The sequence below is a fragment of the Ruegeria sp. H6 genome, assembly GCF_056532975.1.
The window spans coordinates 630,272-647,847 of record NZ_JBQFOA010000002.1 but is presented as its reverse complement, the minus strand read 5'-3'; the positions used below and the strand labels follow the sequence as shown (position 1 = coordinate 647,847).

Here is a 17,576-nt window from a genome sequence, read left to right as displayed (position 1 = left end):
GCAGATGGATTCGATTCTGGTGACGGGCAACGGCCCGCTGAATGGGCAAATACCCATTGCGGGGGCGAAGAATGCCTGTCTGACGCTGATGCCAGCGACGCTGCTCAGCGAAGAACCGCTGACCCTGACAAATGCGCCGCGCCTGAGTGATATCAAGACAATGACTCAATTGCTGCAGTCGTTGGGGGCCGAGGTATCGTCGCTGCAGGACGGGCAGGTCATTGCCATGTCCAGCCACGTTCTGAACAGCCACACGGCGGATTATGACATTGTACGCAAGATGCGTGCGTCAAACCTGGTTCTGGGCCCGATGCTGGCGCGGCTTGGGCAGGCGGTTGTGTCGCTGCCGGGTGGCTGCGCCATTGGTGCGCGCCCGATGGATCTGCATGTTGAAGGGCTTGAGGCGCTGGGGGCAGAGATCGAGCTGAAAGACGGCTATCTACATGCCAAGGCCACAGGCGGGCTGAAAGGTGCCGTGCATGAGATGCGCTTTGCATCCGTGGGTGCGACCGAGAACATCGTCATGGCCGCAACGCTGGCCAAGGGCACAACCGTTCTGAAAAATGCCGCGCGCGAGCCGGAAATCGTCGATCTGGTGGAATGTTTGCGCAAAATGGGTGCGCAAATTGCGGGTGAAGGTACCTCGACCATCGAAATTCAGGGCGTTGACCGTCTGCATGGGGCTACCCATCAGGTTGTCACCGATCGGATCGAATTGGGCACCTATATGCTGGCCCCTGCCATTTGCGGCGGCGAGGTTGAACTGCTGGGCGGCCGAATGCGTCTGGTTGAAAGTTTTGCCGCCAAGCTGGACGCAGCCGGAGTGAGTGTGGCACAGACCGAAAAGGGTCTGAAAGTGTCGCGCAAAAACGGACGCGTGACGTCGGTTGGTGTGGTCACGGAACCTTTCCCCGGCTTCCCCACCGATCTGCAGGCGCAGATGATGGCGCTGATGTGTACGGCCGAAGGCACCTCGGTTCTGGAGGAGCGCATCTTTGAAAACCGGTTCATGCACGCACCTGAACTGGTGCGCATGGGCGCGAATATCGAGGTCCAAGGCGGGACCGCGACAGTGACCGGGGTTGAACGGCTGAAGGGCGCGCCGGTGATGGCGACGGATCTGCGGGCCTCGGTGTCGTTGATCCTTGCCGGTTTGGCGGCAGAAGGGGAAACGACGGTCAGCCGGGTGTACCATCTGGACCGCGGATATGAACATGTGGTGCGCAAGCTGGAAGGCGTCGGCGCCAAAATCGAACGGATAACGGGCTCATGAGTGACGCAAGTTTTGAAGATGGCCGCGAGGTTCCTCTGAATCTGGGGGCCGAGGATGCAGATGATCTGCAGGTCATTTCGACCCTGACGCAGGATGCTGTGTTTCCGGTCACTGAGATGACATGGCGCCCGTCCGAGCGGCGTTTTGCGCTGCTGCTGAACCGGTTTCGCTGGGAAGACAAGGATGCCGCAACCCGCCGCAGGCGCGCGTTTGAGCGCGTCCAGTCCGTGCTGGTTTTCGGCTCGGTTCTGTCCGTGGCCAGCCAGGGCATCGACCGCAGCGACAAGGACATGATCCTGTCTCTGCTGTCGGTGGATTTCGAGCCTGGCGAAGATGGCGCGGGTCAGGTTCTGCTGACATTGGCGGGTGATGGCGCGATCCGGTTAAAGGTCGAGGCGCTGGATGCCACGCTCAAAGACGTGACGCGCCCTTATCAGGCCCCATCCGGCCACGCACCGCACCATCCGGAATAAGCCTTAGCCCTCTGTTTGCGCCCTCGGCCAACGGTGCTGGGGCAAACTGTTGCAACCTTTCGGCCAAGGCTTGAGGGCGTGCATTCCGGACGCTACAAGCCGACCAAATGCTGCGGAGTTTCTGACATGCCCGTCTTTCTGGACACAACGTCCCCGGATTTCGAAACAAGCTTTGCTTCGCTGCTGTCGGCCAAGCGCGAAGACAGCCCCGATGTGGACGCGGTTGTGGCCGGGATCATTGCGGATGTGCGCAGCCGTGGGGATGCGGCGGTGATTGAACTGACCGAAAAGTTTGATCGCCTGAAGTTGACGCCTGGCACGATCGCGTTCAGCGCCGAAGAAATCCAGGCCGCGACCGGGCTGGTCGGGGCCGAGGATCGCGCGGCGCTGGAGTTGGCGGCCGACCGCATTCGTGCCTATCACGCACGGCAGATGCCATCGGATGAGGAATGGGTGGATGAGGCTGGCGCCACTTTGGGCTGGCGATGGTCTGCGGTTTCGGCGGCAGGGCTGTATGTGCCCGGTGGTATCGCATCTTACCCGTCATCGGTGTTGATGAATGCTATCCCAGCCAAGGTTGCCGGTGTCGAACGGTTGGCCATTGCAGTGCCGACCCCTGATGGTCAGGTAAATCCGTTGGTCCTGTTGGCTGCGCAGCTGTCGGGCGTGGATAGAATTTATCGCATTGGCGGCGCGCAGGCGATTGCAGCGTTGGCCTATGGCACCGAGACAATTCAGCCGGTCGACAAGATCACCGGCCCGGGCAACGCCTTTGTCGCTGCCGCAAAGCGCCGCGTTTTTGGCAAGGTCGGGATCGACATGATCGCCGGCCCTTCGGAAATTCTGGTCATTGCGGATAAGGACAACGACCCCGATTGGATCGCTCTGGATTTGCTCAGCCAGGCAGAGCATGACGAAAATGCGCAGTCCATTCTGATCACGGATGATGCGGAGTTCGGGGGCTTGGTCGCGCAGGCCGTCGAACGACGTTTGGAAACGCTGGAGCGCCGGTCAATTGCCGGGGCCAGCTGGCGCGATTTTGGTGCGATCATCACCGTTCGTGATCTTGACGAGGCCGCGGATTTGTCGAACCGCATCGCGCCCGAGCATCTGGAATTGTGCGTCGCCGACCCGGTGGCGCTGAGCCACAAGACCCATCACGCCGGGGCGATTTTTCTGGGTCAGTACACCCCCGAAGCCATTGGCGATTATGTCGGCGGGCCAAACCATGTCCTGCCCACAGCCCGTTCGGCGCGGTTTTCATCGGGGCTGAGTGTGATGGAATTTCTCAAACGCACCACGATCAGCCAGATGACGCCCGAGGCGTTGCGTGCAATCGGCCCCTCAGCGGCGCAATTGGCGCAATCTGAAAGCCTTGAGGCGCATGGTCTTTCGGTTCTGGCGCGATTAAAGCGCCTGAACGAGTGATGGCTTGCAATCCGCGCCCCTTTGCCTCACCACTTTCAATGTTAAAGGTCCCCTCGGACCCTGTTGGACGAATACCGAATGACCCGCATATCGCATATTGAACTTGACGACCGTAACATGCCTCCCCCCACGCCCGAGATTGAGCAGGAGCGGAAGGTGGCGATTTACGATCTGCTGGAAGACAACTCGTTCACCCTGCCGCGCCGGGATGATCGCAGCGTGCCCGACGGCCCCTATCATGTGCAGCTTTCGATCCGGGACAAGCGGTTGGTTTTCGACATCGCGACAGAAGCCAGCGAAAAGGCGGCCGAGTTCCATCTGTCCCTTGGTCCGTTCAAACAGGTGGTAAAAGACTACTTTCAGATCTGCGAAAGCTATTTCGATGCGGTCAAGACATTGCCGCCCAGCCAGATCGAAACCATCGATATGGCCCGGCGCGGCATTCACAACGAAGGCAGCCGGGTTCTGCAGGAACGATTGGAAGGTAAGGCCGAAGTTGATACCGACACCGCGCGACGCCTGTTCACGCTGATTTGCGTGCTGCACTTCGGGGGATAACAGGTGAGGCCACTGCCGCAGTCCATCCTGTTTTGTTGCGACCACAACTCGGTCCGTTCGCCTATGGCTGAAGGGATCATGAAAAAATTCTATGGCACGGGCACTTACGTTCAGTCGGCGGGCGTTCACAATGACCTTGAGATCGATGGGTTTTGCATATCAGCCTGCCAGGAGATCGGGGTCGAGCTGTCGCGGCATCGCTCACGCTCGTTCGATGAGATGCAGGAATGGGGCGATGATCTCAGCTCGTTTGACCTGATCGTCGCTTTGTCGCCAGCCAGCCAACGTCGCGCGCTGGAACTGACGCGGCTGTTCCATCTTGATGTGGACTACTGGCCGATCATGGACCCGACCGGGCTGGGCGAAAATCGCGAACAGAAATTACACCACTATCGTCAGACTCGCGACCAGATTATCCAACATCTGAAAGATCGATGGGGCGAGCCGAAGGAGAGCACATGAACACGACCGTCAAAGCCTATTTCGATGCCTTTAATGCAGGGGATGTGGACGGCATGCTGGCCTGCCTGTCCGACGATGTTGCTCATCATGTCAACGAGGGGCAGATCCGTGTTGGCAAAGAGAAATTTGCCGCGTTTTGCGCCCATATGAACCGGTGTTACCGCGAAAACCTGACGGATATCGTGGTATTTGACGCCGAGGGCGGCACGCGCGCCGCTGCCGAATTCATTGTGAATGGCACTTATCTGGAAACCGATGAAGGCCTGCCGCAAGCCCATGGTCAGTCCTACCGTTTGCCCGCGGGGTCCTTTTTCGACCTGAAAGACGGCAAGATCACCCGGGTCACAACTTTCTATAACCTGGCGGATTGGACCAAACAGGTTTCGAATGGCTGAAGTCACAGCCGTCCGCGCCCTGACAGGCGCAGAGTTGGAGCGCGCGCTGGATGATGTCGCGCGCCTGCGGATCGAAGTGTTTCGCGCCTGGCCCTACCTCTATGACGGCGATCTGGAGTACGAACGCACTTACCTGCAATCCTATCGCGACAGCAAAAGGGCTATCGTGGTCGGGGCTTTCGACCATGACCGCCTTATTGGCGCCTCGACCGGGGCGCCGCTGACGGATCACGCGGATGATTTTGCCGCCGCCTTCGAGGGCACAGACCTGGATCTGGGACAGATTTTCTATTGCGCGGAATCCGTCTTGCTGCCCGATTATCGCGGGCACGGGGTTGGTCACAAGTTTTTTGACGAACGCGAAGCCCACGCGCGGCGGTTGGGCTTTGCCAAATGCGCCTTTTGCGGCGTCCAACGCCCGGATGATCACCCGATGCGGCCCGCGAATTATCGCCCTCTGGACCCGTTCTGGCGCGCGCGAGGGTATCAGCCTTTGCCCGGCGTCGTCGCGCAGTTTTCGTGGAAGGATGTCGGAGAAGACGGCGAAACCCTTAAGCCCCTGCAATTCTGGATCAGGGATTTGTAGGCGTTTGCCGCCCCTCAAAATGGACTGAGATCGCTTAGGCAATCAGGCCATCCAAACCCCTGATGCACTTTCCTTTTTTTGTTTCTGCCATTGTCTTGCGACTTTTCGCCAGCAGGCTTGTCAGCGCGGGGTTCGCCCTCAAGTAGGCCTCAGATTCATGAGGTCACAGAATGATTGAGAACGAACCGAAGCCCGCCAGTTACTATGACGCGCATGAGATTTGGACATTGGATCCCACTGCCGCAGATGCAGTGGTTTACGACCGCTTTGCCTCAAGCATCGTCGATTTGCTGAATGTGCTGGACGACAACAAACCCATGATGTCGCGGGACGTTTACGCCCGGCTCTTTGCCTCTTTGCTCGATATGTCGCGGCTTATGGGCCAGTATGAGGAAAGCTGGGGGCTGGAATAGGCGTACCAACCGGTCTTGGTGTTCGGCGAAAGGGTCGCTTGCCGTACGGTTTTTGAGCGCATCGTCCAAAGCTCCCTATACAAGTTTGTATGGTGGCGATTAATCTGTGCCGTGGACTGAATAGCTGGGAAGGCCGAAATGAAAGCCGCAACCGCCGCCTATGACCTCGATTGGCTCGACAGTTGGGCGCAGTACGAGGACAAGTTGCATCGGTGGGTGTCTGAGGCTGCGGCTCAGGGTGCTGACCTGCTGGTGTTTCCGGAATATGGTGCGATGGAGTTGTCTACGCTTGATGGCGCGGATATCTCAGGTGATCTGGAACGGTCGATCCACGCGGTCTCGGACCGTATGGGCGAAGCATCAAGCGTTCACACACGTTTGGCGCAGGAGTTCAAGGTTCACATTCTGGGCGCCTCTGCCCCGGTTCTGTCCGGTGGCGCGCGTCCGGTGAACCGGGCGATGCTGTACACACCGGATGGCGCGCAGGACCATCAGGACAAGCAGATCATGACCCGGTTCGAGCGCGAGGCCTGGGATGTCGTCCCCGGCGGTCCGCTGAAACTGTTTGAAACCGCACTGGGCAAGATCGGTATTCTGATCTGTTACGACAGTGAGTTTCCGTTGCTGGGCCGCGCCCTCAGCGAGGCGGATCTGATCCTTGTGCCGTCCTGCACCGAGGCGCTGTCAGGCTATTGGCGGGTGCGGATCGGCGCGATGTCGCGGGCGCTGGAAAACCAATGCGTTTCGGTCATGTCATCCATAGTCGGCGCGTATCCGTGGTCGGAAGCCGTGGATATGAACACCGGAACCGGTGGTGTTTTCGGACCGCCCGACATTGGCTTCCCACCGACCGGCGTGTTGTCCGAAGGGGTTTTGAACCAGCCCGGTTGGACCTATGCCGAGGTCGATCTGTCGGCCATTGCCAATGTTCGTGCGGACGGTCACGTGCTGAACCGGTTACATTGGGACGAGCAACCGCCCCGAGTCCAATCGGTCACAATATCCCGCCTTTAGATGATTCCGCCCTTGAAATAAGGCGGAAATAGGCTCATTTAAGCGCACATCCTCGCAGATTCTGCGAGTGCAACTTAAATGTGGAGACAACATGGCCAAGGAAGATACGCTCGAATTTCCCGGTGTCGTGAAGGAACTCCTGCCGAATGCGACGTTTCGGGTCGAGCTGGAAAACGGCCATGAGATCATCGCACATACGGCAGGCAAGATGCGTAAGAACCGCATCCGTGTTCTGGCCGGCGACAAGGTTCAGGTCGAAATGACCCCCTATGATCTGACCAAGGGTCGGATCAACTATCGCTTCAAGTAACGCGCCGCCCCATGGCGTTTATTCTGGGATCGGGCAGCCCAAGGCGGCTGGACCTGCTGGCGCAGCTTGGCGTGCAGCCTGATGCCATTCGGCCCCCGGATATTGACGAAACGCCCCTGAAAGGTGAGCTACCGGTTCCCTATTGCAGCCGGATCACGCGCGAAAAAGTCACCGCAGTTCAAGCAGATAGCGATGATATCACGCTGTGCGCCGACACAACGGTTGCGCTGGGGCGTCGCATTCTGGGCAAACCCGATGATGCCGGGCAGGCCGCAGAATTCCTGCACGCGCTTTCCGGTCGGCGGCATCGTGTGATCACATCCGTCGCTGTGCGGCGCGGTGATCGTGTATTGCAACGCGATGTCGTCTCGCAAGTCCGGGTCAAGCGCCTGTCAGATACCGAGATCAATGCCTATCTTGCGACCGGCGATTGGCAGGGCAAGGCCGGGGCCTATGCCATCCAGGGCCCTGCGGGCGCGTTCATTCCGTGGATTTCAGGCTCATTCACCGGCATTGTCGGGCTACCGTTGTCCGAGACGGCAGCCCTTTTGCAAGGCATCGGTTATCCGCTGTATCGTGAGGGATCATGAAGGGTAGAACAGTTGTTCTGGATCACATCGAGGGGCGCGAAGCCGCGGCCCTGATGGTTGACGGCGTGCTTGAGGATTTTCTGATTGCCTCAGACGCTCCGCCGCCCGGAACGGTCTATCGCGCCAAGGCGGATCGCCCGGTCAAAGGGCAGGGCGGAATGTTCCTGACAACGCCGGACGGACCGGCTTTTCTACGGCAGGTCAAAGGGCTGGCGCCGGGCGCCGATTTGCTGGTTCAGGTGACCGGCTATGCCGAACCTGGCAAGGCCATTCCCGTGACCAACCGGATCCTGTTCAAAAGCCGCTATGCCATCGTGACGCCGGATGCGCCGGGCCTCAACGTTTCGCGCAGTATCCGAGACGATGATACGCGCGATCAGTTGCTGGAAATCGCGCATGAGCAGATGGAGGGCAGTTCCTACGGGCTGATCCTGCGGTCTTGCTGTCACGACGCTGAGCCTGAAGACATTGCCGAAGATATCTCGGCCATGCGTGCCCAGACCGAGCAGGTGATGAACGATTCCGGCTGCGATCCCGAAACCCTCAGCGATGGCGACAGTCCGCATGTCTTGGCGTGGCGCGATTGGACGGACCCGGCCGAGATCGTCACCCATCCAAACGGGTTTGAAGATCATGGTGTTCTTGATGCCCTGGATATTGCCCGCGGTATCTCCGAAAGGCTTGCGGGCGGGGGGCACTTGTATATTCAGCCGACACGAGCGCTGGTCGCGGTGGACGTGAACACTGGTTCCGACAGCTCACTGGCGGCTGGCTCCAAGGCCAATTTCGCCTGCGCCAAAGCTTTGCCCCGTGCGCTGCGTGTACGTGGGCTGGGGGGGCAGATCACATTGGATCTTGCGCCGATGCCCAAGAAAGAACGGCGTGGGTTCGAATCCGCCTTGCGCGCGGCCTTCAAGTCGGACCCCGAAGAAACCATCCTGGCTGGCTGGACCCCGCTTGGTCATTTTGAACTGCAGCGCAAACGCGGCCGGATTCCATTGAACGAGGTCCTCAAATGAGCTGCCCGATTTGCGGAGACGCCACCCAACACGCCTTCCGCCCCTTCTGTTCGAAACGCTGCGCTGATATCGACCTCGCCAAATGGCTGAACGGTTCATACGCGGTCCCGTCGCAGCGCGAAGAGGACATCGACGACGAGCCCGAGTCCACTGAAACACGACCCATCCGTCCACATTGAAAAAAGTGCAAAAAGCCTCTGGACACCACCGGTGGCAAGTCATAGAAGGCCTGCACCCAACGTCAGACGACGTTCCCATGCCCGGGTAGCTCAGGGGTAGAGCAGTGGATTGAAAATCCTCGTGTCGGTGGTTCGATTCCGCCCCCGGGCACCATTTTCAAGCTTTCTATCGCAGTGTTAAAGGCTTAGGTGCGCGTTTGTTTCGCCATGACATACCGCGGCAAAGACTCCGTTTTTGTCTTGCCGTGCCAGTAGCCAAGACATCCACTGGCAGCGCGACAATCGTCTCTGAAAGTGAACAGTATTGGGCTCTAAAACCGTCGCTCAAGGCCCAATTCGAACCCGGGTTCGGAATAGCTGAAGGCTTCGATCCCGGACTCGGTACGCTGGTAGGATAGCAGCAGGAAGGGTGAGAACCCGTTACCGAAGAACAAATCGTTCTTTTCGATGCGCAGTGTGCCGCCCCAACTGTCTTCGTTGGGATCGCCTGTAAAGAGAATGCTGGGTGTGCGGAAATCCTTGTTCTCAACGAAGACAGCAGGGCGGAAGGTAAAACCTCCGCGTGTATTCAACTGTCCGAAGATCGTGAAACGGCGGCGCAGGAAATTTTCCAGCGCGTCGTCGACGGATTTGTCTTCGAGAAAGAGGCTGGCACCGATCAGGCCGCGCCCGCCAAAGGACCTGCGCACACCGATCTCGCCGTCAAATTCGTGCCCGTCCAGCAAGCTGGAGGTTGGATTATGCAGCTTTGCACCGCTAAGGATGGCGAATACAGACCCGCCCTAGAGGTTACGTCGTTCAAAGGCCGCCTCAAGTGCAATTCTGTTTTCATAGACATTGCCACCCAGCAGTCGCGTCGTGATGACCGGCCCGAAGGAAGTTGTTGTCCGTTCGGCCGTCGTTCTCAGGCCGAGTCGGCCGCCAAAGACGTAGTCGTCATATTGCGAAGTTCTCGCTTCGGTCACGTCAAAGGTGAGCGCGGCAACGCCAAGTGTATCGGCGCCGAAGAGTTTGAAATTCAGAGGCTGACGGAAATTGGCGGATCCTGTAACGCGTAACCCGAGCTCATCCGATTTTTCTCGTTTCAAGCGGAAGGGCAGCTCAACTCCTGAAAAATCAAGGAGAATCTGATCCGTATCGAAATCCCGCTGGTTCCCGACATTGGTGAGGCCGATGCTCATGTCCCAATCAAAGCCGCGCCGCGCATCGATTTGGCGGATAAGGTTCAGCACTTTGGACCGGACGGCTTCGGGCAAATCCCCGGACAGTACGGTGAAGAACTCATTGCGGGCGCGGTTCCATTGCTGGGCTCGAAAGTAGGCAAGGCCAAGTTCAAGACGCACCCGTGTCAAGGTCGGGTCGATGGCCAGAATCGCCGAAAATTTCGCGATCGCTGCATCCGTGTTTCCTCGGTCGAGGTCCTCAAGCCCGCTGAGGAAAACAGATTCGATTTCTGCTTCGTCAGCTGTTGTGTTCAGATACGCGCTACCCTCAGTTTGAGACTGGGCATTGTTTCCAAAAAAGGTTGTAACTGCGATGCAAACGATCAGAAAAAGAAATGATTCAACACTCATGTACTCAAGGCTGGGTGTAGCAAAAAGCTTCTAAACGAGGCTATTCGTCGTGAAAAGAGATGCGGTCACACCTTAAAGAAGTGTGGCCGATGTGACACGTGAAGATTGTATTAACAAATTAACTTGCATGCCGTTTGGCGGTGAATAGGGTGTAGAAAATTTCTACCTAGGAGGGATTATGCGGGTTAAATTTGGTATTAGTACGGCGGCAGTTCTATCAGTTCTGGCATTGGGGGCCTGCGGCGGTGTCGTTGGTAGTAGCAGTTCCTCTGACAGTTCGTCGGGCGGTTCGTCGAGCAGCGGTGCGGACAAACTGGTGTTGCCTCAGGATGGATCAGTTCAATTTGATGGCGAAGCCGCCACCGCAGGGTTTTCCACAGCATCCGATGGCTCCATCAGCTTTAACGATGTGAATGCGCCTGATGATTCAACACTTCGGCTTACGACCGAAGACGATGAAATTGTTGCAGCCAGAATCACGGGCCAGAATTCTCGGGTGTCATTTGACTCGCGTGAAGACGATGATCTAACCCGTACAAATGTTCTGGCCGCTTTTGACTCACCAGATCGAGAAGATGGTGCGTTGATCGTGGATCCGTCCAAGAGCCGCTTTGAGTATCAGACATTTGGAGTGTGGTTGGATGGGCGCGGGACAGCAAATGGTGTCGCTGGCGCGGGTTCATATGGATCGCGCACCGCTTAACGCGACGTTCCAAACAGCGGATCGGCAACATACGAAGGCGTCAGCACCGGTTTCGCGCGTCGATTGGATGGAAACCCGTATCTCACGGCATCCGAAATCACGGTATCTACCGATTTCCGAACAGCGACGATCACGAGTTCGGGCACCGTAGCCAGTAGCCTAGTGGACGACTCCGAAGGGCTCGCAAGCGAATTGGATTTCTCAGGAACGGGAGACGTGAACGGCAACCGTTTCTCGGCGGACGTTGCGGGCACTGATACTTCCGGTAAAGCCAATGGCCTGTTCTATGGTCCGCGGGCAAACGAAGTGGGCGGCACTTTCCGCACAACCGGCTCGGGCGGGGTGACCCATATCGGCTCTTTTGGTGCGGATCGATAACGGGCTTCAAAATTTAAACCAACCTACAAACCTCGCCGATACCACGGCGGGGTTTTTTGTCAGATCGATCAGGCCTCTTCAGGTTTGCTCCACGGTGTGCGGCCAACCATCCTGTCCGCTTCTGCTGTGATCTGGTTCATGTGATCTTGCAGGCTCAGCCGCAGGGCTTCTATCTGCTCCGGGCTGGCCTTTCGCGGGACCGTCTCGGTCCATTCGCGGCACAAAAACACGCCCTCATTCCGCCAGGGCCGGGGCATGAGCAGACGATCCCAGGTTCCGGCCTCGCTACCGTACCGGGTCGAGAATGTGATCCCGAAGATCCGCTTGCCCGAGGTGCGCGCCCAGACCAGCGGCACGGTGGATGAGATCCGCTCTGGCCCGCGCGGCCCGTCAGCAGCTATCCCGATCGAGATACCTTGTTTCATTTTGCCAAGGACCTCGCGCGACAGGGCCACATGACGTTTGCGGCTGGACATGGCGATCGTATCCATACCGAACAGCTTTTGCACCCGCCCCACCATGCTGCCAGCGCGCGCCGCTGAGGTGATCGAACAGATACTGGCCTTGTCCAAAGGGAAGAAATACGGGGATTGAGCAAGCCTTTGATGCCACAGCACAACAATGACCGGCTCACCCTGATCGGCCAGTTGATCCAGCTCTTCATATCCGATCCGCTGCCACCGCGTATTTCGATGAACCAGCCGGATATAGCCTGCAATTCGTCGTGCAGCCCAGTTCAGCACAGTTTCGCTGTTGGCGATCTTCTTACGGATATTCAAGGCGGGTGTCCTTCGTCTGGGCCGACGCTTGTCTTACTGTACTATGCCACAGGTGCAATGTTTTTGTCGGTCGCGCAAAGTGCGGCGGAATTCAAAAAAGGCTCTTGAGTCCTCTGCGTGGCTGGCATATCTGATGGCGCATCGTAGGGGTATAGCTCAGTTGGTAGAGCGACGGTCTCCAAAACCGTAGGTCGCGGGTTCGAACCCTGCTGCCCCTGCCATTTCCCGACCCGTCCATAGCGCTCTATCCCTGGGTCGTCAGCGTGGTGCGACGTCATCTTTCAATTTACTTGACTGGTCGCCAGCGAAAGAAAAAGCTAGACTAAATAAGCCGACCGCTCCGCAAGACTCGGAAGACTGGGGGAAAATCAGTCTCTGGGGTTTTGTGTGGATAGGTGAATATGCCAGGGTCGGACAGGGGAAAAGGGGACAATGACTGAAATCGACGCGTTATTGGAGGACCTGGGGCTATCGAGCTATGCACCGGTTTTCGCGTCGAATGAGGTCTCATATTCAGACCTGCAATACCTTTCAGAAAAAGACCTGATCGTTCTTGGATTGCCGCTGGGACCGCGCAAAAGGTTGATGGCGGCTGTTGGCAGTGCGGTCAGATCAACCGTGCATGGTGACGGTAAGATTGTCGCCGAACGCAGGCAGCTTACGGTCATGTTCGTGGATCTCGTCGGCTCCACGGCCATGTCCGAACGGCTTGATCCTGAAGATCTGGGTGAGTTGATCCGACGCTTCAAAGAAACCTGTACCACCGCCGTGGCACGGTTCGGTGGCCATGTGGCCAGCTTTATGGGCGACGGGGCGATGATCTATTTCGGATATCCGCATGCGCTGGAAGACGCGGCCTCGCGCGCTATCCATGCGGGTCTGGAGATTTTGGATGGCCTGACGCGCATTGAAGGCGACGAAACGCTGCGCGCCCGCATCGGGATTTCGACTGGGCTTGTGGTGGTGGGAACCATCCACGGCGAAGGGTTAAAGGAACATGACGTGGTCATGGGCCGGACCCCCAACCTTGCCGCGCGTCTGCAATCGCTGGCCACTCCGGGCGCGCTGGTCATCAGTCCGTCGACCCGCCGTCTGGTGGGGAATGCGTTTGAGCTTGAGGATATGGGCAGCTTTGATCTCAAAGGCTTTACTGAGGAAATTCAGGCCTGGTCGGTGACCGGCCAGGCGCGTATAGAAAAACGCTTTGATATCATGCCGGACGCGGGCGCGGGTCGATTGATCGGGCGCAAGGCCGAATTCCGCAAGCTCCTGGCCAAATGGAACGAGGCCAGCGGCGGGGCGGGGCAATCCGTTCTGATTTCGGGCGAGGCGGGGATTGGCAAGTCCCGGCTGATCGAAGGTCTGGGCCAAGAGCTGCAGCAAGGGCTGCGACGCCAGAATTTTCAGTGTTCGCCGTTTCACTCGAACAGTTCGCTCTATCCCATCATCCAGCATTTGGAGCGCGCGGCGGGATTTGTGCCTTCGGACAGTAACAGCGAAAAGCTGGATAAACTGCTGCACACGCTGCGACACCAATCCAAGGAGCATCAGCGGCTGATTGCCGATCTTCTCAGCATAGACGCACAGGGCAGGCTGGATCCGGTAACTCTGACGCCACAAGCGAAAATGGAAAAAACGCTTGAGGCGCTTACGGAACAATTGGCCTCACTGGCGCGGGACAAGCCCGTTTTGCTGTTGTTCGAGGATGCGCACTGGATCGACCCGACCACATTGTCGCTGACGGATCGGGTGATCGAGAAGATCCGGGACCTGCCCGTTCTGATTATCGTAACCGCCCGTCCCGGCTTTGACCCGGGTTGGGGGCATCATCACAATACGCTGCATATCCCGCTGAAACGGCTGGTGAACACCGACGTCGCCGGAATTGTCGAGGATGTGGCAGGCGGGCATTCGGTTCCTGCCGAGGTTTGCGATCTGATCGCAGCGAAGACGGATGGCATCCCGCTTTATGTGCAAGAGGTCACGCGCGGCCTGTTGGAATCTGGGCAATTGCGTCTGACCCCTGATGGCTATGTGCTAAAAGGCCCGTTACCGGCGCTGTCCGTGCCCAACACGCTCAAGGATTCTTTGATGGAGCGTTTGGACAGGCTTGGGATAGCCAAAGAGGTGGCGCAGACCGGGGCGGTCTTTGGGCGGCAGTTTTCGATTGCGTTGCTGGCGTCCGTGTCGATTCTGTCGCCAACGGTATTGCAGGACGGGCTTGATCAGCTCTCTTCGGCGGGGATCATCCTGCAGGCACCTGACGCGGCAGAGGATGAGTTTGTCTTTCGGCATGCTCTGATCCGCGACATGGCTTATGACAGTCTGCTGCGTACCGAACGACAGGCGCTGCATGACCGCGCCGCGGGGGCGTTGCTGGAAACCCAACCCAATTTGGTTCAGACCCAGCCAGAGGTTCTGGCGCAGCACTATTCTCTGGCCAAACGCAATCAAGAGGCGGTCGAGCATTGGCAGATTGCCGGTCGGCGCGCGATTGAACGGTCGGCTGTTGCCGAAGCGCTCTCGCACCTGTCTACGGCGCTGGAACAGCTGGGCGACCTGCCCAAAAGCCGCGACAGGGATGTGCAGGAGATCGATATTCAGATCCTGCGCGCCGGTGTGCTGCGCTCCACCAGCGGTATTTCGGGCGATGCGACGGGCGAGGCCTATGGCCGGTTGCGAGACCTGTGCCACCGGGCGAATGAGACCGAACGTCTGTTCCCCGTCCTCAATGGTCTTTATGCATTTCATCTGGTGCGGGCCGAATACCGGATGGCGAAAGAGGTCGCCGCGCAAATTCTGGATCTGGCGGCTGAAACCGGCAAGACCGAGCATCAGATGATCGGGCACCGCGCGATGGGGGCTGTGCAGCTGCACATCGGCAATTTGCCCGAGGCACAAACGCATCTTGAACAGGCCTGGGCGCTTTATGATTTTGATGAGCATGGCCAGCTTGCCTATGTCTACGGCACAGATCATGCGGCCATCACGGCGGCGTTTTTGGGCACATGCTATTGCCTGATGGGGCAATTGGACCGGGCGCTGGACATTCAGCGTCAGGCGATTGAAGGCGCCAAGCGTCTGAAGCACGCGCATAGTGTTGCGCAGATATTGGTCTATTCCTGCAAGGTTCATTTGCTGACGCGAAACATTCCCGCCCTGGTGCAGGATGTCGAGGCGTTGGAGAAGATCGCGCAGGAACACTCGCTGCCATTTATGGCGACCATTGCCAACCTGTGGTCGAGTTGGGCGCAAGCAACGCAAGCCCCAACCACCGGGCGTATCGACGCGTTGCGTGCTGCCGCCGAGAAATGGTGGTCGGTTGGTGCCGGTAACTACAAAAGCTATTTCCCAACGCTGATCGCCGAGCTTGCGATCCTGAACGGTGATCTTGCCGCCGCCGAGCAGGCATTGGCGCAGGCTGATGACAACCTCAGCAAAAGCGAAGAGAAATGGGCCGAGGCTGAGCGTCTGCGTATCAAAGCGGAATGGATTGCCCAAGCGGACGGCGACCCCGAACCGGTATTGAAACAGGCGATCGAAATCGCCCAAGCGCAAGGCGCGAAGCTGTACGAACTGCGCGCGGCCCTGTCGCTGACAAGGTGGCGTCAGAACGCCGGAAAACCTTCGGGCGATGCGTTGGAACGGGTTTTGGCGGGGTGCGGCCCCGATGTCAGCCTGCCGGAATTGAACGAAGCGCGCGGTTTGGTCGAAACGATGGCTTGACCGAAGGGGGTAAATGCTGCCAGCTTGGGTGCGGGCAGAGTTGGATGATATCAATACTTTAGCGAACACGACATCGGGGCGCGGTCCCGGTGATGACGACTATGACCGTTTAAGGAATGCCCATGCCCAAGATCAGCAAATCCATATTGGCCAAGGATATCCAGGCCCAAAGCCGTACCGATCTGGCGCTGCATAACTATCACAAGATCGAACCCGAAGAGATCCGGGCATTAGAGAAAAGGCTGATCGGCAAGGTCGTTTTGCCAACCGACCCCAACTACAACACTGACCGGCAGGTGTGGAACCCGGCCTTTCAGTTGTTTCCTCAGATCATCGTCTATAGCGAAACCATTCAGGATGTGCGCGAAAGCCTGGCCTTTGCGACCAAGCATGGGCTGACCATTGCATCGCGCTCGGGCGGGCACAGCACAACCGGGTATTCGGCGAACAATTCGATGGTGCTGGACACCAGCGGGCTGCGCTATGTGACCGTCGATCCGGATGTTCCAATGGCCTATGTCGGACCGGGCACGCCGTTCAAGGTGCTGAACTCGGTGCTGAATTCCTATCATCTGCATGTGCCCGGTGGGGCCTGTCAGGATGTCTGCGTGGCGGGCTTCATGATGGGCGGCGGCTACGGGTTTACCTCGCGCCGGTTCGGGATGGCTTGCGACAACGTGCTGGGCGTGACCGTCATGCTGCATGATGGCAGCATCGTCATCGCGGATGCGGACACCAATCCGGACTTGTTCTGGGCCATACGCGGCGGGACTGGCAACAATTTCGGGGTTCTGCTTGAAATTCGCTATAAGCTGCATCCGCTCTACGAGGTCTGGGGGGCGCATATCAAGTGGCCCCTCGACAAGGCCGCCAAAGCGCTGGAGTTCCTGCAGGCCAATTATATGGACACCTGCCAATCGGACGAATTTGGCGCCTATATCTTTCTGGCAGAAAAGGGTGACGAAAAGATATTGCTGCTGTCCATGCTCTATTGCGGGACGGAAGAGGAAGGCAGGAAAGTCATTGACCCTCTGATTGGTGAGCAGATCGGGGGCGAGCTTCTGGATAGTTGCACCGGCACTTACGAACAGGTCAACGCGTGGCTCTATGACGAGAAATACGATATCCCGATTGTCCCGGATCAGGCCGCCGAAGATAAACAGGCGGGCTATATTCAGCGCCACCTAACCGAGGCCGAGTGGCAGCGCGTTGTGGATTACTTGGCCTCAACCCCGAACCCCTATGGTGCGGTCGCGATTGAGCCTTATGGCGGGGCGATCAATCGAGTGCCCGTAGGCAAGGACGGCAACGCCTTTATCCATCGCAACGTGTCGCTGAATTTCTATGTGGACGTGTTCTGGCTGTCGGAAGAGGAAAAGGAAATCGTCGTGCCCTGGCTAGATGGGTTCATGGATCTGATGGTGCAAGAGGGGTATTTCATCGACCGCGTCTATCAGAATTATCCGCGCCGTTCGCAGCGGAATTATCGCTGGCAATACTGGGGCGACAATTTCAACTCGCTTTTGTACGTGAAGGAAAAGTTCAACCCGACCGAGCTTTTTGATTTCCAGCAAAGCATCACTCCAGTCCCTGAAAGTGATCCGCCCAATATCATTCGGGACACGTCCGAGTCTTTCTTTGACGACCCCGAGATCACATACGAAAGCTATTCACGCCCCTGAACCCGGGGACAGCCACGGCCAGACGGGAGGGGCC

Annotated in this window: 19 protein-coding genes, 2 tRNA genes and 1 pseudogene; 19 read left to right on the top strand and 3 right to left on the bottom strand. The window is 58.0% G+C overall.

Annotation, left to right across the window (positions count from 1 at the left end; all coding sequences use genetic code 11):
- The first annotated feature begins 4 nt into the window (after positions 1-4).
- From murA to ACR0AG_RS07795, 14 genes are all read left to right on the top strand, one after another.
- Positions 5-1,273, top strand: a complete 1,269-nt coding sequence (gene murA, locus ACR0AG_RS07860) for a UDP-N-acetylglucosamine 1-carboxyvinyltransferase (RefSeq protein WP_480837721.1) — start codon at positions 5-7, stop codon at positions 1,271-1,273.
- Positions 1,270-1,746, top strand: a complete 477-nt coding sequence (locus tag ACR0AG_RS07855; protein ID WP_480837720.1) for a DUF2948 family protein — start codon at positions 1,270-1,272, stop codon at positions 1,744-1,746. The genes murA and ACR0AG_RS07855 overlap by 4 nt, the downstream gene beginning before the upstream one ends.
- Positions 1,747-1,872: 126 nt before the next feature.
- On the top strand, positions 1,873-3,174 hold the full coding sequence (gene hisD / locus ACR0AG_RS07850) for a histidinol dehydrogenase (protein ID WP_480837719.1): 1,302 nt from the start codon (positions 1,873-1,875) through the stop codon (positions 3,172-3,174).
- 78 nt (positions 3,175-3,252) lie between these two features.
- The gene (locus ACR0AG_RS07845) at positions 3,253-3,732 is read left to right on the top strand and encodes a UPF0262 family protein (protein WP_480837718.1); all 480 of its coding nucleotides are present in this window, start codon (positions 3,253-3,255) and stop codon (positions 3,730-3,732) included.
- A 3-nt stretch (positions 3,733-3,735) separates the two neighbouring features.
- Entirely contained in the window at positions 3,736-4,194 is a 459-nt protein-coding gene (locus ACR0AG_RS07840; protein ID WP_480837717.1) for an arsenate-mycothiol transferase ArsC, read from the top strand.
- The gene (locus ACR0AG_RS07835) at positions 4,191-4,589 is read left to right on the top strand and encodes a ketosteroid isomerase-related protein (RefSeq protein WP_480837716.1); all 399 of its coding nucleotides are present in this window, start codon (positions 4,191-4,193) and stop codon (positions 4,587-4,589) included. Before ACR0AG_RS07840 ends, ACR0AG_RS07835 begins: the two co-directional genes overlap by 4 nt.
- Entirely contained in the window at positions 4,582-5,175 is a 594-nt protein-coding gene (locus tag ACR0AG_RS07830) for a GNAT family N-acetyltransferase (RefSeq protein ID WP_480837715.1), read from the top strand. The genes ACR0AG_RS07835 and ACR0AG_RS07830 overlap by 8 nt, the downstream gene beginning before the upstream one ends.
- 170 nt (positions 5,176-5,345) lie before the next feature.
- Positions 5,346-5,588 carry a hypothetical protein gene (locus tag ACR0AG_RS07825; RefSeq protein WP_480837714.1) on the top strand — a complete coding sequence of 81 codons (243 nt, stop codon included), beginning with the start codon at positions 5,346-5,348 and terminating at the stop codon, positions 5,586-5,588.
- A 138-nt stretch (positions 5,589-5,726) separates the two neighbouring features.
- Positions 5,727-6,602, top strand: coding sequence for a carbon-nitrogen hydrolase family protein (locus ACR0AG_RS07820; RefSeq protein ID WP_480837713.1), 876 nt, complete (start codon positions 5,727-5,729; stop codon positions 6,600-6,602).
- A 91-nt stretch (positions 6,603-6,693) separates the two neighbouring features.
- Positions 6,694-6,912, top strand: a complete 219-nt coding sequence (gene infA / locus ACR0AG_RS07815) for a translation initiation factor IF-1 (protein WP_005978431.1) — start codon at positions 6,694-6,696, stop codon at positions 6,910-6,912.
- Between the two features lie 11 nt (positions 6,913-6,923).
- The gene (locus ACR0AG_RS07810; protein ID WP_480837712.1) at positions 6,924-7,502 is read left to right on the top strand and encodes a Maf family protein; all 579 of its coding nucleotides are present in this window, start codon (positions 6,924-6,926) and stop codon (positions 7,500-7,502) included.
- On the top strand, positions 7,499-8,521 hold the full coding sequence (locus tag ACR0AG_RS07805) for a ribonuclease E/G (RefSeq protein WP_480837711.1): 1,023 nt from the start codon (positions 7,499-7,501) through the stop codon (positions 8,519-8,521). The genes ACR0AG_RS07810 and ACR0AG_RS07805 overlap by 4 nt, the downstream gene beginning before the upstream one ends.
- Positions 8,518-8,700, top strand: coding sequence for a DNA gyrase inhibitor YacG (locus ACR0AG_RS07800; RefSeq protein ID WP_480837710.1), 183 nt, complete (start codon positions 8,518-8,520; stop codon positions 8,698-8,700). Before ACR0AG_RS07805 ends, ACR0AG_RS07800 begins: the two co-directional genes overlap by 4 nt.
- A 79-nt stretch (positions 8,701-8,779) precedes the next feature.
- A tRNA-Phe gene (locus ACR0AG_RS07795) sits at positions 8,780-8,854 on the top strand.
- Between the two features lie 157 nt (positions 8,855-9,011).
- On the opposite strand, the gene ACR0AG_RS07790 is transcribed toward ACR0AG_RS07795, so the two are convergent.
- Positions 9,012-9,425, bottom strand: coding sequence for a hypothetical protein (locus ACR0AG_RS07790; RefSeq protein ID WP_480837709.1), 414 nt, complete (start codon positions 9,423-9,425; stop codon positions 9,012-9,014).
- Between the two features lie 57 nt (positions 9,426-9,482).
- Entirely contained in the window at positions 9,483-10,274 is a 792-nt protein-coding gene (locus ACR0AG_RS07785; protein WP_480837708.1) for a tetratricopeptide repeat protein, read from the bottom strand.
- A gap of 178 nt (positions 10,275-10,452) precedes the next feature.
- On the opposite strand from ACR0AG_RS07785, the gene ACR0AG_RS07780 reads away from it, so the two are divergent.
- Both ACR0AG_RS07780 and ACR0AG_RS07775 read left to right on the top strand, forming a co-directional pair.
- Positions 10,453-10,977, top strand: coding sequence for a hypothetical protein (locus ACR0AG_RS07780; protein ID WP_480837707.1), 525 nt, complete (start codon positions 10,453-10,455; stop codon positions 10,975-10,977).
- A gap of 18 nt (positions 10,978-10,995) precedes the next feature.
- Positions 10,996-11,355, top strand: a pseudogene (locus ACR0AG_RS07775) (transferrin-binding protein-like solute binding protein); the annotation flags it as partial.
- A 68-nt stretch (positions 11,356-11,423) separates the two neighbouring features.
- On the opposite strand, the gene ACR0AG_RS07770 reads toward ACR0AG_RS07775, so the two are convergent.
- The gene (locus ACR0AG_RS07770; protein ID WP_480837706.1) at positions 11,424-12,134 is read right to left on the bottom strand and encodes a lysophospholipid acyltransferase family protein; all 711 of its coding nucleotides are present in this window, start codon (positions 12,132-12,134) and stop codon (positions 11,424-11,426) included.
- Between the two features lie 145 nt (positions 12,135-12,279).
- On the opposite strand from ACR0AG_RS07770, the gene ACR0AG_RS07765 reads away from it, so the two are divergent.
- The 3 genes from ACR0AG_RS07765 (at position 12,280) to ACR0AG_RS07755 (ending at position 17,542) form a co-directional block, all read left to right on the top strand.
- Positions 12,280-12,355, top strand: a tRNA-Trp gene (locus ACR0AG_RS07765).
- Positions 12,356-12,566: 211 nt separating this feature from the next.
- On the top strand, positions 12,567-15,860 hold the full coding sequence (locus tag ACR0AG_RS07760) for an AAA family ATPase (protein WP_480837705.1): 3,294 nt from the start codon (positions 12,567-12,569) through the stop codon (positions 15,858-15,860).
- 122 nt (positions 15,861-15,982) lie between these two features.
- On the top strand, positions 15,983-17,542 hold the full coding sequence (locus tag ACR0AG_RS07755) for an FAD-binding oxidoreductase (protein ID WP_480837704.1): 1,560 nt from the start codon (positions 15,983-15,985) through the stop codon (positions 17,540-17,542).
- The last annotated feature ends 34 nt before the right edge of the window (positions 17,543-17,576 follow it).

What these genes read in the sequence shown, in the direction of transcription:
- ACR0AG_RS07835 (WP_480837716.1), top strand. Translation starts at nt 4,191, where the DNA reads ATGAACACGACCGTCAAAGCCTATTTCGATGCCTTTAATGCAGGGGAT.
- ACR0AG_RS07825 (WP_480837714.1), top strand. Translation starts at nt 5,346, where the DNA reads ATGATTGAGAACGAACCGAAGCCCGCCAGTTACTATGACGCGCATGAG.
- ACR0AG_RS07830 (WP_480837715.1), top strand. Translation starts at nt 4,582, where the DNA reads ATGGCTGAAGTCACAGCCGTCCGCGCCCTGACAGGCGCAGAGTTGGAG.
- ACR0AG_RS07780 (WP_480837707.1), top strand. Translation starts at nt 10,453, where the DNA reads ATGCGGGTTAAATTTGGTATTAGTACGGCGGCAGTTCTATCAGTTCTG.
- murA (WP_480837721.1), top strand. Translation starts at nt 5, where the DNA reads ATGGATTCGATTCTGGTGACGGGCAACGGCCCGCTGAATGGGCAAATA.
- ACR0AG_RS07820 (WP_480837713.1), top strand. Translation starts at nt 5,727, where the DNA reads ATGAAAGCCGCAACCGCCGCCTATGACCTCGATTGGCTCGACAGTTGG.
- ACR0AG_RS07760 (WP_480837705.1), top strand. Translation starts at nt 12,567, where the DNA reads ATGACTGAAATCGACGCGTTATTGGAGGACCTGGGGCTATCGAGCTAT.
- ACR0AG_RS07805 (WP_480837711.1), top strand. Translation starts at nt 7,499, where the DNA reads ATGAAGGGTAGAACAGTTGTTCTGGATCACATCGAGGGGCGCGAAGCC.
- ACR0AG_RS07755 (WP_480837704.1), top strand. Translation starts at nt 15,983, where the DNA reads ATGCCCAAGATCAGCAAATCCATATTGGCCAAGGATATCCAGGCCCAA.
- ACR0AG_RS07785 (WP_480837708.1), bottom strand. Translation starts at nt 10,274, where the DNA reads ATGAGTGTTGAATCATTTCTTTTTCTGATCGTTTGCATCGCAGTTACA.
- infA (WP_005978431.1), top strand. Translation starts at nt 6,694, where the DNA reads ATGGCCAAGGAAGATACGCTCGAATTTCCCGGTGTCGTGAAGGAACTC.
- ACR0AG_RS07810 (WP_480837712.1), top strand. Translation starts at nt 6,924, where the DNA reads ATGGCGTTTATTCTGGGATCGGGCAGCCCAAGGCGGCTGGACCTGCTG.
- ACR0AG_RS07855 (WP_480837720.1), top strand. Translation starts at nt 1,270, where the DNA reads ATGAGTGACGCAAGTTTTGAAGATGGCCGCGAGGTTCCTCTGAATCTG.
- ACR0AG_RS07800 (WP_480837710.1), top strand. Translation starts at nt 8,518, where the DNA reads ATGAGCTGCCCGATTTGCGGAGACGCCACCCAACACGCCTTCCGCCCC.
- hisD (WP_480837719.1), top strand. Translation starts at nt 1,873, where the DNA reads ATGCCCGTCTTTCTGGACACAACGTCCCCGGATTTCGAAACAAGCTTT.
- ACR0AG_RS07845 (WP_480837718.1), top strand. Translation starts at nt 3,253, where the DNA reads ATGACCCGCATATCGCATATTGAACTTGACGACCGTAACATGCCTCCC.